The organism is Paenibacillus residui (genome assembly GCF_042677205.1).
GTDB lineage: Bacteria > Bacillota > Bacilli > Paenibacillales > NBRC-103111 > Paenibacillus_L > Paenibacillus_L residui.
Genome location: NZ_JBHTIU010000027.1, coordinates 191,818 through 208,366 on the forward strand (window position 1 = coordinate 191,818; position 16,549 = coordinate 208,366).

The window sequence follows — 16,549 nt, forward strand, 5'->3', positions numbered from 1 at the left end:
ATCCGTTCATTCCGTTCCAAGGTCCGAAAGAGGAACGACCAGGGACTCTTCGAATGCGAAGAAGGCCGATCCCAGCTTCCATTCCGTATCCTCTTCAAGATCGTAACGCCCATTCGCGTTCAAGTCTGCGTAGAACACGACCGAGCCGAAACCGTTCGTCGGCCGCTTGAGAGGTATGGCTGCCGAGAATTCACCGTTATCCCGGACTTCGATTTTCCCTTCCGCCAGAAAATGATGTCCGTCCTCGACCTGGTAGAAGAAGTAAGGCAGGCTTACCCCTTTGATCTTGCCCGACAGCTGCAGCGCAAGCTCCGAGACGGTCTCGGGCAGAGGATCCAGAATCACTTCCGTCTCCCTGGTTACTTCTGCAAAAGCCCCGTTCTCCCACTTCAAAGTTTTGGAGGCTGTTTCGCCCATAAGCTGATCATAGGCCTGGTACGACACTTCTCCCGGCCCCGTCCGCTCCAATCTTACGGAGTAACGGCTTCCCTCCCCGCCGCTTATGTATAGCTCCGACTGACCTTCAACCGGAAGTTCACGAATCCGGTCATCGTCTCCAACGGAAAACAGCTTGTACAGCTTGCCGTTGCTGTTCATATTCTGGCCCAGTGTAAAATCCGGCAGGCCGTCGCCATTGTAATCCTCCATAACGAGCTCGAAGGGATCGACGAACGTCAAGGTTTGCCCGTTGTAAAAATCGTTGATACCGGTCGTACCGAGCACTTCGCCCGCCTCATCGCTGATTTCAAATACGAAATCTCCTTCATAATTGGCCCCCTGGTAAGGCCCGGGATTCCGGTCTTCATAATACTTGCCGTCTACCAGCTTAATCTTTAATATTTTGCGGCTCTCGGGAATCGGAGTCTCTGAAACCGTCATCGGAGTATCTACCGTGATCTTGTTATTATCGGCTTCCGGAGTGTTCGCGGGAACCGGCATGTCGCTGCGGGCTCCCTGTACCGGGTTCGAACAAGCGGCGGCTAGAACAAGCATTGCCATGGATAGCATCAACTTCTTCATATTTCTCCTCCTCGATCTGGCTCAAGCGAAGTTGTCGTTCCTTTCGGAAATAAGTATTAAGATCATAATACATTTGCTTTGGTATCATGTAAATGTTTTCCTTACAAAAAGCGGAGGCATCCCCTCACCGCGTTCAACAAAGCACCGCACAGAAAGTATGTTCGCCAACGAACAACTATGGTACAATTTTGATTAATGTGACTAAGGGGCAAGCAATAAACGATCACGGTTAAAAGGGGAGGAGCAAATATGAATCCATCACGTCCGGAATTTTCCACTGAGCTTACGGTAGAGGAATTCGATAGACATTATTGGTATAAAGAGGAACTGGAGAATATCTGCCGCCTGCATAACATCCCCGCAACAGGGACCAAAGCCGAATTGCTATTCCGAATCAAGAAATGGTTGGGCGGAGAAGTTACCACCGACCAGCGGAAGGCCAATAGTTCCATTCGAATGAAGAAAGAGCCCGTAGAAATATCGTTGGATACCCGGCTCATACCGGATGGCTTCAAATTTAATCAGAAGGCCCGGGAATTCTTTGCCCGCTACTATAAACAGCCCCGTTTCTCGTTTACCAAGGAAATGGCGGCGGCATTAAGGGAAGCAGAGCGCCGCGGGGATCTGGACATGACTGTCGCCGATTTGATCGATATCTATGAAGGAAAGAAACAAGCGGGCGGCCCGGAGGAAAGCACCTACCAGTGGAACCAATTTGTTAAAGACTTTAATCAAGATCCGAATTCGAAAGCGATCCGCAAAGACCGAATGAAGGTGGCTGCCCATCTGTGGAGGCAAGTGCGGGACCAGCCCGGACGGAAAAAATACTCTCCACGCCTACTGGAGAATTATTTGAGAAATAACTCTGAAACGACTTCAAAATAATTCCTATCCGAAGACACCTGGAAATACCCCATGTTCAGAGCCCTATAATCGCGACACAAGTCGGATAGCGCTATTGGCTATGAAATAAAGACAGCGACACCAGGTTGCTCTTTATGGAATTGCTCGATTGGAGCCGCGAAATCATCCTATCGGGCAGCCGGCTATTTGAGGTCGAACCGAATCTTTCCTGTACTAGAGGCTGGACTGGCCGCCCGGCATTCAGCCATGCAGCCCTCCCGTCAATCTCAGGCGGGGGCGATAAGCCCCGATCGGCACCTGGATCAGGCTGGTCTTCCTCTGCCGGGCCAGGAAATAGATTTCGTCCACCAGGTTCACGTCATAACCGAGAAGCGGGTGTCCTCCCAAGCCGAGTGCGGAAGCTGCCAGCAGCAGCCGCTGCACGAGCATGCCCGCCTCCATCTGCTGAATCCGGTATCCTCTATATCCGAACGTATTCATAAGATGGTCTTTGTCTCCGACGACATGCAGGCAAAGAGGCACCTGGGACAGATTGACGTTATGCCAGGTCATCCCCTGCTGCAGCCAAAGCCGGTGATCCCCGGGACGCAGAAGCGTGAGAGCATGTGCGGCCGGATCATATTGATAAGCGCCGTCCGCCACCCCCTCAACGCCCTTCAAACATCCGTAAATGGAAATCCGCGAGAGGACGGATTCCGGCGAACCGTTCAGGTCGTGGGCGTACACTAGAGAAGCGGCCGCTTCCTGGAGCAGAGCGGCCAATTGCCGCAGACTCACGGGACGCATGACGAAATCAAGATCCGGCGAAGAACGGCGGCGGCAGGCCGCCGCCAAATCGTAGGACAGCCTCTCCACCACCGGCAGTTCTACCCGTTCCTCTGCCATCACGCCGCCGATATTACCTTTGGCCTTAGGTGCCGGGGTCGGGGCCGAAGCCTGATGAACCGCAGCCTCGCGCCGTTCCATCCCTCTCTTGAACATTCGAAAGGCCGCTGCCGTGTCCTGCCACGAAGCCTCGTTCATCTTCACCAGCTTCCGGCATTCCTTGATCGTTCGCGACCGGCCATAATGTTTCGGCTGGATGGCGGGCAGCTCCCGGCATAATTCAGCGGCGGAGTCTATGTTTTCATGCTTCCGCCGGACGGAAAACCAGGTACGGGAGGGAGATGAGGACAGTGGAATGACCGCGTAAACACTCTCTTCCTCTCCCTTAAGGCCGAGCAGATGATGGATCGCCCGATCCAGAAACTGGAGGTAGACTCCCGGAACGAAACCGAACCGTTCGGCCGTCTCCAGAAGCTGCCCGATCACCACCCCGGTGTCGAGCCCGTGCAGACGGTAAGCAAAGCAGCTGTATTTGTATACATTTTTCCAAAAATGGACGGACAGAAAAACGGCGCCAAAGCAAGCCGACAGATCGCTGCGATGGCCGAGCGCCCTGGCCAGATAGCAGTCCATAAGGCCTTCACGCAGCAGCACCAGACGATGATGGGCCGCATCATAATGATAAACCCCGATCGGCAGCCCTGCGGTTTTCAGATACAGGTATAATTCATTTGGATACAGAGCCCCTCCGGATGGGGCAAACCTCCTGCGCAGCCAGATGGCATCCGCTCCTTGTTCCCCGGAACGAGACCCTAGCAGAGATTCGCTGAATTGCGTCAACCCGAAGACATACCAGAGAAAATGACCCAGCTTACACAGGTCGGGAAGGGCCGGCTCTGCCCGCTTTTCCAAATTTAACGGGATAGCCGCAGACAGCGGATAAGCGGGCAAGCCGCGATACAGCTTATACGGCAGCGGGGCGTCGGCCCAATCCACCTCCCAGTCCGGAGGCCGGACCTTGTCTGTATCCTTCTGCAGTTGATGAACAAATTCATCCAGATTCATTCTATCCCCCCTGTCCGTTCCCGTAGTGATATAGGATTTTATACATCTCTCTAAATCGTTCGTACCATTTAAAAAGAGACCTGCTCTATTATGTCCGGCTTGTAAAGCACGAAAACGAACTATTCATCGCTTAAGGAAAGGGGTGGGGATAAGGGTTCAACTGCTCCGGGGTGAGAGGCTGCTCCGCATGTCCAAGCTGAACCGGAACCCGCCACAATCTGTCCAGCCCCGTCAGACGTGCAAGAGAATGGCCGAACGTCATCGGCAGCATGCCCGGAACTAGAACCTTCACACAAGAGAGCCCGTTGCGCGCCAATTCCGGCGCGGTCTGATCCACGACAATGACCTCCAGCTTCAAGCGCCGGAAGTTGTCGAGGATCTCCCGCAGGTCTTGCGTCAGATCGGCATGTCTAGGCACAGGCTTGAACTCCTCCTTCACCGTTCGCGGCGTCTCCCTGTTATCCAGCAGAAAATGAAGCCGCGGCTCCGCCTCCGGCAGGCTGTACAGCATCGAATGATCCTCCATGTCCCTGACCAGAAACGGGTCCTGCAGCATGGGGATATATCGCTCCCGGTTCTCCTCGAACTTATCGCCAAGCGTAAGCAGCATGCCGGCCAACTCGTGAATCGAGCCTTTCATCGCTCGCACCGGATCGGGATGCGCTCCGGCCGCGCAGACGAGATTTCCTCCCTTGCCGGTCCGGTTCTTGGCTATGGCCCATACGCTGGGAATGCCGTGCTCCATGGTGGAGTTATACAAATAGACGTCATAATCGGTGACCGCCTGCAATCGATCGATCATCAGCGACAGCTCCGGGTCCCCCGCAGAGTATGGGTCCAGACGCGGTAGGGGCAATCGGGCATACCAGGTCATAAGAAACGAGTCCCGTTCCACCACTTCCAGCAAACCGTACAGAACGGCTTCCTCCAAGCTTCCTCCCAAGGCGCAGCCGTTGGAGGTTTCATGCACGAAGCGCTCCCCGCAGCCCGAGCTGTAATAGGCTAGCGATTCCGGCACCAGAAGCGGCCGCTCCTGCATAAAGGAGTAACCCCATACCCAATCCAACGGCTGATCCGGATCAAACGGCCGCATGGGAAAACCGGGCCGCTTGTACTGTTCCTCCGAGTATAGGCCAACCTTAACCGGATCCAGCGCCTGCCCCTCCAGTTGGCGAAAGCTGCCGCGGACCACAGTCCGCTTGCCGCGCGGAGTCATCCCGCAATAACGTTCCAGTCCCTCCAGAATCGCCGTTAATTCACTGATCTCATAAGAGTGGGTGCGGCCGGCGCAGCCCTCGTTATCCGCGAACAGAGGCAAATTCACGCTTGCATCGGCAAAAGGAGATACGAGATCCCGCATCGTTCCATTCAGGAAACCGCTGCGATGATCCAGGTAGTCGTTGCGCAGCCTATCCTTCAGCTCATTCAGGGAACGGCAGCGATAGCTGTCCGGATGCGGCTTCGGCCTGGGCAGAAGAGAGACCCGGGCCCCCTCTTCGGAATCATCCGGCGGCTGCGAACAAAGCGGGCATAACGGATCCGGGAGGAAGAAATGGCTGGAGCTTCTCAAAGTTTTCAGATGGATCAGATAGATTCTTTCTTCCCATCGGCTTTGTCCGCCCTGCAGAACATTATGGACGGCATCTGCCAATATAAGCGCCATTTGGCGCAGGCCCGTTCTTGAGGACCACGCATCGATCCCGGTCCTTCCCTCATCCTTCTCCCATTTCTGCTGCAGCTCCCACATCTCCCGGCGGTCACGGCCGGCCATATGCCGCCGCGTATCCGCGCACAAGGAGCAGCCCGGCCTTCCCGGACGAACGAGCGGGCCGATGACGCCTTCCCCGAAGGCGACGAAGCCCCGCAGCCAGGGGACGCCCAGCCTCTGGAGCGCCTTCCCGGTTTCGCGATGAAGGGCGGGTCGCCATGTATCGTGCAGCAGCAGCACTATGTCCGTCTCTTCAAGAATGGCCGTCTGCCCATCGGTCCGACGAATCGTTTCGTACCGGGGGCTCAGCTCGTCGGATACGAAGTCTGCCAATTGACCGCTTCCGATTATCGTAACAACCGCACTCACAGCGATTCCTCCTTTCGAAGAAGCACTCCGAATACCCCCGTCGGGCCTTCTTTCAGGAAGGGCTCCAGCGCCAAATCGCAGACCAGGAGCGGCCGTTCATGCTCTTTCAAGGTCCGCAAAGCATTAAGCAGCATCCCTTCCTCCTCCGAATCCACTGCGGGAAACTCCGTCCACTGTAATATCCTGTCTCCTTTCCGTACGGAAGCGGCTTCGAGAATTTGACCCGAAGGAAGTTTCCCGTCATTTTGCACGGTCATTAATGCCTGCTGCAGTGCCAGGCGCAGGGCCATCGTCCGATTCAAGCCGACTCCGCCGTACCAATGCCCGCCCGAGCCGACCCATACAACGGGAAAGCCGGACAGCCCTTCTCCCAAGGCGATTTCCGGCTCGCCCTGCATCGTCGTCAATGCCTGATAATAATAACGGCTGCGGCCATCCTCGGTCCCGTTCCACTGTATAGGATAGACTGTAGTTGGTCCGTTGGCCGTCCGGCTTCGCAGCATCTCTCTCAAACAAGCTTGCAGCCCCCGGCTGATCCCGGCCGTCGGCGTTTCGCCGGCCCCTACCCCGAGAACCAGCTCCGGTGCCTCCATATTCATCCCCTCGCGGCGATGGAGATAAAGCGTCTCCAGGAAGGGCGCGGCCATTCGTGCCGTATAGGCCTCCAGTCCGGCCAACCCCGCCTCCCGCCGTGCCTCCTCATGAGTAAGGCCGGAGCAAATGATCTCCGGAAGCAGCTCAGCCGGTCCCTCCGACTGAGGATCCGCCGCCTGCACCCGGCATTGGGAGAGCGGCAGCTGGATCAAGTCCCCCTCGTCCCAAATACGTAAAATCCCGGCTTTATCCGATGTTATCCGGGTGAAATAAGCGAAGAGCCCGCTCGTCCCCGAGCCTGCTCGATCCTTGGCCGCGCCTCGCTCCAGGCGGGCTTCCACATCATGTATCCATTCGGCGCCCGCATACCCTGTCACCTGAGGGTGGGGAAGGAACGGATAATAGTCTCCTTCCAGGGTTTCCAGATCCAGCAGGAACAGATGCTTGTTCAGCTTCGCTTCGGATATTCCCGCCGCCGTCTTCAGCCATTCGAACACGATCACATTGGCAAGCATGGCCCCTGCCGGGATCGAGAAGAGATGATGCTGCGGCTCTTCCTTGCACAGAGCGGGCCGGTGTATTCGGCGGATGGCCGATTCCCAGCAGCCGTCCGTTTCCGGATGAATGAGCGGTCCGGCCATACCCGTCTGCTGAAGGATAATGGCGGGGAGCAGCACCTTCTTCTCCTCTTTGCACACGGCATGGAGAAGCCGCAGCTCCCCTTCCCCTCCGTTCTGCGATACATACAAGACAGCATCGAAGGTCCTTACCAACTCCCGCCAGCCCTGCGCCCCTTTCCGCTTAAGCGACACCTCCTCCACCGCTACCGAAGAATCCCACTTGCGGGCATGCTCAACCAGCTCCTCCAGTCTGCGCCGGTCGGTCGGCACCGAATCCGTAACCAAGAGGCGGAATCCGGGCAATCCGGATTCGAGCAGGGCCGCCGCCAGCGAAACCAGGAGCGGTCCGCACCCGACCGCCAACACATTGGATTGCCGGAAGCTTTGAAAACGGTAGCCCCCCGAACCGCCCAGGCTGTCCAAAAATTCAATCTGCGAAGCATACTTATCCAGAACCTCGTCAGGCAGCTGATGCGGGCGGTCTTCGCTGAGATCCCGTATGAAACCGTTCTGAAGCAGCACCCTGGCGATTTCATAGACCTGATCCCGATGCGCGTCCTGCAGCCCGTCGGTCAATTCCGCCAATGTATATTCGCCGCTGAACATGGGGATCAGCATTTCGATCCACTGGCGAATTGCCCTGCCTTCCATACGGAACGAAACCATGTTGTTGCGAAAATATACGCCTCCGTCCGATTCGGGAAGATAGAAGGTGTCCCGATTCACCTTTAAACGCATAGAAGGGTTCAAAACCGGCATTTCAATCCTCCTCATCGAGCCTTTTCATATCTACCGACATTCTATTCTCATTCCGTCTATCGCCATACTTTAAATCCTATGTAGAGAAAGATGTCCGACATGACTTTCTTGTCGACTTGTTGCACAGCTCTATTGAAGCTATTTCGGTTCCGCAGAGAGAAGCCATCCTTCCGGTCCGGACAGGGCGGCATCGGGCGGCTCCATTATGTATAGTCTTGGGCCTCTTTCCCTTCATGTACTTCCGGGATGGAGAGAAAGAAGCCGTCGGACCGCGCAAGATTCCTTGTGATGCCATATAGCCTCGCGCGGATCAAACCTCCAGACGGTCTTGATGCTTACGCACTTGACCAACCGGCCAAACTAACGGCAGCGAGCACAGCTTTGACAGCGTGCACAATTAAAGCAGCGAGCGCAATTATGACAGCGGAAGCAGTTGCTGCAGCGGAAACAGTTAAAGCAATTGAAGCAATTGAAGCAGTTAAAGCACTGAACAAAGCAAAATCCGATGCATAGTCGGCCCGGATCCTGGTTCTGGGTCAGGGTATCCCACGAAGTGACCTGACCCGTCTGAAACCCGGTAGCCTCCAAGTTCTGGAGTTGATTTTTAAACTCGTTCATTCCGTTTCCTCCTAATTTTAAATGTCGGATGAGACCCAAGGATAGACTCGGTACGGGAATAACCCTGGGCTGCAGATATACCAACATATGTTAAAAATCCGCTTTTGTTACTCTTTCATTCGCCCGAATAGGCGTAACGGATAACTTCTCTTTGGAAGTAAGCATTGCATAGAATAAACCCACTAAGTGACGCTTAGCTCTTATAGCAAGCGTATTCCGTCCGCACACAACGGAGTCGGTGTCTAAACCTTCCTCTAAATGCGGTCGATCTTCTTGCTTTGCTTCGATAAAGGTTTATACAAGTACTTAGCGAGGAGCCCCGGGACTATAATTTATACTCATAGAAAAAGGGCCGCCCTGCTGCCCATCGGCTACAGAGAGACCCTGCTGTCAATCCATTTGTGTTCAATTGGCCGTCGTCTTGCATTCGTTGCAAATTCCGTAAATTTCAAATCGGTGATTCAGAATGTCAAACTGCTCCGGAAGTCCGGAAACATGCCACATGGGACAATAGTCAAAGGTGACCGTTTTCTCACAATTGACGCAGATTAAGTGATGGTGGTGATGGGTGGAGCAATTGGCCTTGAACTTCAAGCCGCTGTCCAAAAAATAAAACTGCTCGAGGATCCCCATTTCACTAAGGAGTCGCAAATTTCGGTAAATTGTATCGAAGCTTACGCTTGGATATTTTTGCCTCATATACTCGTAAACATCTTTGGGCGACAAGTACTCATCAGTAGTGGAAAACAATTCGGCCAGTCTTCTGCGCTGGTCGGTTATTCTCCAGCCCTTCTTGGACATCGCATCCAGCATCGTTTGAACTGTTTGATTTTCCGCCATTCGACTACCCCTTAAACAACGTAATATGTCTATAGTGCACGAATGAGGAAAGCTAGTCAAGCGGCTGCCAAGCTTCGGCTTCGTCTCTGATTTCATACGCGGAGCGACTTTTCCTAAACCTTAAGGCGAGTGCTATTCGTTCAAGGCATCTTGAAGGGCGCTGAGGTTCTCCTTCATGATCGCGATATAGTCCAGGTTTTGCCCGGCTTCGTCCGCGGTCAGCCCCTCGATCGGGTTAAGCACGGCTGTTTTGGCCCCGGTTTCCTGCGCTAGGACAGCCGCAATTTTCGCATCCGCCAAAGTTTCGAAAAATAAAGTTCCCACTTCGTTTTCCTTGACAAATTTCACGATGTCAGCCATTTGTGAAGGAGAAGGCTCCTGTTCGGGAGAAAGTCCCGCTATGGGAAGCTGAATCAATCCGTAGCGCTCCGCCAAATAACCGAAGGCTGCATGCTGGACGACAAATTCCTTGCGTTTCGCATTAGCGGCCATCTCACGGAAGGCTTTGTCCAAATCCTGAAGCTTGGCGATATATTCCTCAGCGTTCTTCTGATATTCATGCTTATGGTCCGGATCGGCCTGGGCCAACCCCTCCATAATATTCATCACCTGCTTTTGAGCCAGAACCGGATCGGTCCAAACATGAGGATCCAGCTCTCCTTCGCCATGTCCGTGGTCATGATCGTGACCATTTTCTTCATGGTGAGCGTCTTGGGCATGCTCCTCGTTATGTGTGTCATTGTCCTCGCTGTGATCATGGACATGAGCTTCTCCATGTGCTTCTTTGTCATGGCCATGCTCTTCGGCATGGGCGTCATGGGCATGCTCGTGGTCATGATCGTGGTCATGATCGTGAGCATGGTCGTGAGCATGGTCGTGAGCATCCCCTTCAACCGATTTTTCTTGGTCATGGTTATGTCCGTGATCGTGTCCGTGAGAATGGTCGTGGAAATGATCGTGGGAGTATGGCATCAGCTCCAGACCCGCGATAGCCTCCACTTTAATCAGCTGAGGATGATTAATGCTGTCCAGAACTTGATCGACCCAATATTCGACCATGCCCCCGTTATATACAAAGACATCCGCTGCTTGAATCACTTTCAAATCCTGGGGTGTAGGCTCCCATCCATGCGGCTCGGCTCCCGGCGGGATCAAGGGGATGACCTCCGCATGCTCCCCGGCAACATTGCGGGTAAAATCATAAATCGGATAGATCGTCGTAACCACCTTTAGCTTCTCCGGCAGGTCTCCCACGGCCGGAATAGTCTCATCGTTATTCAAATCCTTCTTCGCTCCGCAGCCTGCCAAAATCAACAGGAGAGCAGCGGCAATGACTAACGTTTTATTGAATGCAGATTTTGAACTCATCATCTTCCTCCATAAAATTCTGCGCAACGCAGACCCCGTCTTGTACGTTGCCAGTAAGTTGTAAGTTGTTTATTAGGATTGAGAGGAGCGAGAAGCCGCCCCTGCCTGCAAAGCTGTATCTTGCCCGGCCGATTTACGTTTTCTGATCTTTATAAATTGATGCCAGCCGCGCTTCGCCCCTAATCCGATTAACAAAAACACCAGCAGAACCAAGGCAATGGTCCCTCCGGGCGGCGTGCTTAGCTGATAGGCCAAGGTCAGCCCTGCATATACCCCGGTTAACCCGAAAAGCATGGACAGCACAACCGCCGAGGCAAAGCCCGCAGCAATCCGAATGGCGAGGGCGGCGGGCAGCACGATTAAAGCCGAAACCAGCAGCACTCCGACAATCGGCATCGCGGCCGCGACCGTCATTCCGGTCAATACGCTGAACGAAAACGACAGCAATTGAACGGGAAGGCCGTTCGCCCTGGCCGTCTCCTCATCGAAGGTCATCTGATACAGAGGGCGGCGCAAGAGCCATAGGTAAACCCCGCCCACTACGGTGACGATCAACATAAGCCAAAGCTGCTGCTGATTGACGGCGACCACGGAGCCGAATAAATAGGCGGAGAAGCTTTTATTTATACCTTGATTCAAGCTCATCAGAACGACAGCGGTCGACAACCCGCCGGTCATAATAATGGCGACGGACATTTCGCTGTAGGATGGATAGAACCGCCGGATGATTTCTACCGCCGCCGCTCCGGCAACCGCTACGGCAAATCCCGCCAGCGTAGGATTGATTTGCAGGATCGTGCCGGCGGCTACGCCGGCTAACGAAACATGAGACAGCGTATCGGCCATTAAGGCTTGTCTGCGAAGCATCAGATAAACCCCCAGCACGGAAGCCAGCAAAGCGATTAATCCGCCAGCGTAAAATGCCCGCCGCATGAAATCGAAGTGCAGCATTTCCATCTCCCGTACTCCTCTCTGTGCAATTGGATGATGCGGTTGGTATAGCCGTTTACCTCGGCCAAATCATGCGTAACTATAACGACCGTTCTTCCGAAGGCCTTGACTTGACGGTCCAGCAGCTCATAGAGCTGTTTCCTGCTTTGGCTGTCCAGACCCGTGGCCGGCTCGTCAAGGAACAGCAAATCCGGTTCCTGCGCGAGAGCGCGGGCAATGCAAATCCGCTGCTTCTGTCCTCCGGACAATTCGCCGATTTTCCGGTCCCGAAGCTCCCACAGGCCGACTTGGCGCAGCGCATTTTCCGTCTGCTGCCGATCTTCTGCCGTCCATCTTCTCGGCCATATTGTGTTGGCGAAGCGTCCGGAGCCGACTAATTCCCAGACTTTGCTGGGAAATCCGCTGTTAAAGGAAGCGATCCTCTGCGGAACATATCCGATAGACAGCTTGTGGCCGCCAACCCCTCGCTCCGCCAGCCAGACGCGTCCGCTCCACGGCTTCAGCAGACGGAGCATCAGCTTGAGCAGCGTTGTTTTGGCAGCACCGTTAGGACCGGTAATAACGACGAATTCACCGGTATCAAGCTCCATACTGGCATCTTGCAGGCATGGCGAGTCCGTGTAACCAAAGGTGACCTTCTCCATCGCAGCCAGCAGCATATTCTCCCTCCTTTTCAACTATACGTAATTATTACGATTAAATTTTATAGTTTTATATACTACATTATGTTCTTCGATTTGTAAATAGTAATACTTATTATTTTCATAAAGTGTCATGATGAGAAATCTATATAAGCTGTAACGGACATGAGAGACTCTATTTCGTCAACCTAGGCCGTTTTCTTAGACGGACACAGACACGCTTATTTCATGGAATTCTCCTGCTTTCGCCTGCATTTCCTGGAAATGAGGCCATCGGAGTTCGTTGGGATTGCCGGAAGGTCCTTCAGAACCGATTAAGTGTGGTGTCCCTTTTATCCTCATAAGAATCTTGAAGTTGGTTTAAAAACAAATACCGGGAATCGCTCCGCTTATCCCTTTAAAGATCGTCAAAGTAGTAATAGTCGGGATAGACATAAGGGGATTCCGGTGCATCTATTTTTTCGATGTTTTCAGCATCGATTTGGACAATTTCATTATCATTGTACAGAGTTTTACCAATGGTTCCGGTTATCCTCACCCACGTATCCTCCGCATAATTCCCGGCCGAAGAAGCTTCCACCATGACACCGTAAGGGGAAGCATCCGCCGCGCAGCAAGAAATTGCAAGCCGCGCCACAGCGAACTGGTTAGGCGACATTTCGTTCTCCCGATATACAAAGCCGCTGATTTCAACAGGTTTTCCAATAAAATTGTCCATAAAAAGGTCTAGCGTGGAAAGGATCTCCATAAAGCCTTCCGCTTCAATATCAATCTTCTCCTGCAGGTACAGCTTCATCCCCAATTTAGCCAAGTCGTCGAAAAATTCCTCCGCCCGGAACAGCTCCTGCAGCTTCTCTTCGTCTACCGCAGCCTGCGACCCGGCTTGTTCCTTCCGCTCGCTCCCGTTAGAGGAATCGTTATTCCCCGGACGGTCAGCATTCGCTTCCATCCCTAGACCGGATGGAACATCGGTCATCCCCATCGGAGATGGCGTCGTTACGGGATTTGCTGAACCAGCCGGCCTGGAAGAAACGTTGTTCGCGCCGCTGAAATTCATTCCTTTCACAGAAGCCACACTGCTCCCCATTACCATGTTTGGCATAAGAAAACCGAGAAGAAGAGGAAATAAAAACAATCCGTAAATCATGCCGTTCATCAGCATGGACCGGGGAGGAACATGATCACAACCGCAGGACTCCGCTGTGCCGAACAGAGATTGCACCGCTGCAAAGGCCTGATGAATGGCGAGAGCAGTCAAACCGAAAGCGGCATATTTCACATAAGGCTCCATTCTCGGGGCTATGTAATACATCATGTCTCCCGAGCGGACAAGGTGAATGATATAGAAAGAGAAACCTGCAAGAATAGCGGACCGCAGCAAATAATGAAGGGTCATGGAACGTTCTCCCATCCTTAGCAACCTCACTTTGAATAGAGATGATCAATTTCCGCGCACTTTATATCCCGTTTACAAGAAAAGCTGGCTGAATATATTAGACCCGATAAAGACCGAAAACGTGATAAGAACGATCAGCAGCAGCACAAACCGCGTTCTGAAAACGGAAAGGAACATCAGCGTTGTTTTCAGATCAAGCATGGGGCCAAACACCAGAAAAGATAACAAAGAGCCCGCCGAGAATGTACCGGCAAAGGACGAGGCGACAAAGGCGTCGGATGTGGAGCAGAGAGACAAAATATATGCATAGCCCATCATAAACAGGTGAGAGCTGTATTCTCCCTGGCCGATGGCCAGCAGTTCACCTCTCGGGACAAAGGTTTGAATAGCGGCGGTTACCATCGTTCCGAACATTAAATATTTGCCCATCTCAAAAAATTCGCTTGCCGAATGCTCCAGCATGGAAAATAGCTTGCTGTTGCCATTATGAGGGCGGTGCTTGTGGTCACTGCCGGAATCCGCACAGAGGGTAGCCGGACTGTTTTTGAGCGGATTTTTCTTAACAAAATGGTGCACGAAGAGTCCAATAAAGGCACCGACCAGGATCGCGAGTCCCATCCGGGAATAGAGAATGTCCGGCCGGGTGCGGAAAGCGTTATACGTGGAGGCATAGACAATCGGATTGACAATCGGCCCTGTCAATATAAAAACAACTCCGACATACAGCGGCATTCCTTTGGCGACGAGCCTGCGAATAATGGGGATTAATCCGCACTCGCATACCGGAAATATAATGCCAAGCAGGACAGCAGACATAATGCCCATCATAGCATTGCGAGGAATGAAGCGCTGAATCATGCGATCCGAAACGAAGGTTTGCATAAAAGAGGACACGAGAACCCCGATCAGAATAAAGGGAAGCACTTCCAAAATCAAACTGATTAGCACTGTTTTAAAGGACTGGAGTTCCACAGAGCCGAATACGGGAACAGCCGCGGCCAAAACTTCCGGATTCATCGCCAGCACGAGTAAAAAGCTGATCAGGACGATGATTAAACCATTTAAGGCCAACTGAACGGGATTAGTACGCAACATGGAGCCTCCTTTAATGTTAAAGCGGCGGATTCTCTACTGCAGCGATACACAAACGCTCGAGCATGGCCTTTCCGTAACCGCTGCAGGACATGCATTGCTATATTATATAATAAATATGTGTAAATATTACAATTAAAGGCGTAAAAAAACAACTACAACACGAGATTTTCATGCAGTCTCTGTCTGAATGACATATCTTAATTACCGTCCGGGCCTTTCCGCTGCCATCTCTCCGACGTTAGGAAATTCATCCGGGAAATCGCTCCAATCCTCGTTCATCTCTTCGTCGGACAGTAGACAACGGTCCAAGGAAGCGATCAGCTTATCCTTATCCATATCGATCCCGATGAAGACCACTTTATTGACCCTGTCCCCATATGCCGGGTCCCAGTCTCGGGCCAGTTCGGCTTCTTCCTGCAAGATTTCACGCCTTTCTTCTTCGCTTAAAGCCGCAACCCAATATCCGGCCGGCCCGAATCGGATCGAAGGACCGGCCTGGCTGATGCTTTGTGCGTAATCGTTACGGGTAGCGAGCCACATAATTCCCTTGGCTCGAACGATCTCTACGGGCCAATCCTCCATCCATTCCATCAATCTCCCCGGATGAAACGGCCTGATTCGTTCATATACGAACGAAGAAATACCGTACTCTTCCGTCTCCGGCGTATGGAAGCCGTTCTCCAGTTCCCGAATCCAGCCGGCAGACTGGCTGGCCTTCTCAAAATCAAACAAGCCGGTATTCAGTATCTCCGCCGGATCGACCTTCCCCTGAACGGTTCGAATGAGTCGGGCACGCGGCTGAAGCTTGCGCAGCACTTGCTCCAGCTCTTCCAGGTCCTCTTCCGCCACCATATCACATTTATTCAGGATCAATACATCGCAAAATTCAATCTGATCGATCAATAGGTCGACAACATCTCTCGTATCGTCTTCATTTACAGCTTGTCTGCGCTCCAGAAGAGTTTCGCCGGACGAAAAATCATGCCAGAAGCGATTCGCGTCAACGACCGTCACCATGCAGTCCAATCGGCAAAATCGGGACAGGTCTACCCCCTGATCCTCGTCAATATATGTAAATGTCTGGGCCACAGGAACCGGTTCGGAAACGCCGGTTGATTCGATAAGGATGTAGTCGAAACGGTTTTCCATAGCCAGCTTCTCCACTTCTCGCAGTAAATCTTCCCGCAGCGTACAACAGATGCAGCCGTTGGACATTTCCACCAGCTTCTCTTCCGTCCGGGACAGGCCTCCTCCATCCTTCACCAACCCGGCATCTATATTCACCTCACTGAGATCGTTGACGATAACGGCCACACGCAACCCATGGCGATGGTTTAGAACATGGTTTAAAATTGTGGTCTTCCCTGCACCCAAATATCCGCTAAGCACGGTGACCGGAATTTTCTGCTCATTCATTGAATACCCTCCTTTATTTATAGCACATATTTAATCGTAATGATTACGATGATTTGAAGTGTATCATGATTGATTTCGTCATGTCAATCCAATCTCGGGAATTGCTCTGCTCTTTATAACTCAGCTTTCGCAGAGCGAAAATCGATTCAAAGCGTTGGCTGGACGGGCGAAATATAAGTTAGAAACCCATTGCTTTCTAATGGGTTCGGGACGATTTAACTGTATTTATACAGGTAAATTCAAGTGAATGGCGGAAAGAGATTGAAGTAAATGGAAACTCTTCCATTTTGACCCTATGCCGCTGACCGCGACACCATCAGATGATGAAAATGGATGGATTTTCAAGGTAGAATAGAGTTGAATGGCTTCAATAGTGTGAAATTTGAAAACTAAATGGATT

Annotated in this window: 12 protein-coding genes; 1 reads left to right on the top strand and 11 read right to left on the bottom strand. The window is 52.6% G+C overall.

What is annotated here, in order from left to right:
* Positions 1 to 6 precede the first annotated feature (6 nt).
* A complete protein-coding gene (locus ACFQ03_RS07890; RefSeq protein ID WP_379287272.1) occupies positions 7 to 1,020 on the bottom strand; it encodes a hypothetical protein in 1,014 nt (337 codons plus the stop codon).
* Between the two features lie 249 nt (positions 1,021 to 1,269).
* Between ACFQ03_RS07890 and ACFQ03_RS07895 the strand changes: the two genes are divergently transcribed.
* On the top strand, positions 1,270 to 1,905 hold the full coding sequence (locus ACFQ03_RS07895; RefSeq protein ID WP_379287274.1) for an SAP domain-containing protein: 636 nt from the start codon (positions 1,270 to 1,272) through the stop codon (positions 1,903 to 1,905).
* Positions 1,906 to 2,124: 219 nt separating this feature from the next.
* On the opposite strand, the gene ACFQ03_RS07900 is transcribed toward ACFQ03_RS07895, so the two are convergent.
* The 10 genes from ACFQ03_RS07900 to ACFQ03_RS07945 all read right to left on the bottom strand — a co-directional run bounded on the left by ACFQ03_RS07900 (position 2,125) and on the right by ACFQ03_RS07945 (position 16,149).
* A complete protein-coding gene (locus tag ACFQ03_RS07900) occupies positions 2,125 to 3,774 on the bottom strand; it encodes a SagB family peptide dehydrogenase (RefSeq protein ID WP_379287276.1) in 1,650 nt (549 codons plus the stop codon).
* A 130-nt stretch (positions 3,775 to 3,904) separates the two neighbouring features.
* Positions 3,905 to 5,851, bottom strand: coding sequence for a TOMM precursor leader peptide-binding protein (locus tag ACFQ03_RS07905; RefSeq protein ID WP_150959934.1), 1,947 nt, complete (start codon positions 5,849 to 5,851; stop codon positions 3,905 to 3,907).
* Positions 5,848 to 7,824, bottom strand: coding sequence for a putative thiazole-containing bacteriocin maturation protein (locus tag ACFQ03_RS07910; RefSeq protein ID WP_144932639.1), 1,977 nt, complete (start codon positions 7,822 to 7,824; stop codon positions 5,848 to 5,850). The genes ACFQ03_RS07905 and ACFQ03_RS07910 overlap by 4 nt, the downstream gene beginning before the upstream one ends.
* Before the next feature lie 1,023 nt (positions 7,825 to 8,847).
* The gene (locus ACFQ03_RS07915; RefSeq protein ID WP_144932635.1) at positions 8,848 to 9,282 is read right to left on the bottom strand and encodes a Fur family transcriptional regulator; all 435 of its coding nucleotides are present in this window, start codon (positions 9,280 to 9,282) and stop codon (positions 8,848 to 8,850) included.
* A 132-nt stretch (positions 9,283 to 9,414) separates the two neighbouring features.
* Complete coding sequence (locus ACFQ03_RS07920) at positions 9,415 to 10,650, bottom strand: metal ABC transporter substrate-binding protein (protein ID WP_379287279.1); 1,236 nt, start codon at positions 10,648 to 10,650, stop codon at positions 9,415 to 9,417.
* Between the two features lie 72 nt (positions 10,651 to 10,722).
* Entirely contained in the window at positions 10,723 to 11,607 is an 885-nt protein-coding gene (locus ACFQ03_RS07925; protein WP_144932631.1) for a metal ABC transporter permease, read from the bottom strand.
* Positions 11,553 to 12,260 (bottom strand): metal ABC transporter ATP-binding protein, encoded by a 708-nt coding sequence (locus tag ACFQ03_RS07930; protein ID WP_144932629.1) that lies wholly within the window; start codon positions 12,258 to 12,260, stop codon positions 11,553 to 11,555. Before ACFQ03_RS07930 ends, ACFQ03_RS07925 begins: the two co-directional genes overlap by 55 nt.
* Positions 12,261 to 12,639: 379 nt before the next feature.
* Positions 12,640 to 13,653, bottom strand: coding sequence for a TIGR03943 family putative permease subunit (locus ACFQ03_RS07935; RefSeq protein ID WP_144932627.1), 1,014 nt, complete (start codon positions 13,651 to 13,653; stop codon positions 12,640 to 12,642).
* Between the two features lie 57 nt (positions 13,654 to 13,710).
* On the bottom strand, positions 13,711 to 14,733 hold the full coding sequence (locus ACFQ03_RS07940; RefSeq protein ID WP_144932625.1) for a permease: 1,023 nt from the start codon (positions 14,731 to 14,733) through the stop codon (positions 13,711 to 13,713).
* A 201-nt stretch (positions 14,734 to 14,934) separates the two neighbouring features.
* Entirely contained in the window at positions 14,935 to 16,149 is a 1,215-nt protein-coding gene (locus ACFQ03_RS07945; RefSeq protein ID WP_379287283.1) for a GTP-binding protein, read from the bottom strand.
* Positions 16,150 to 16,549 lie beyond the last annotated feature (400 nt).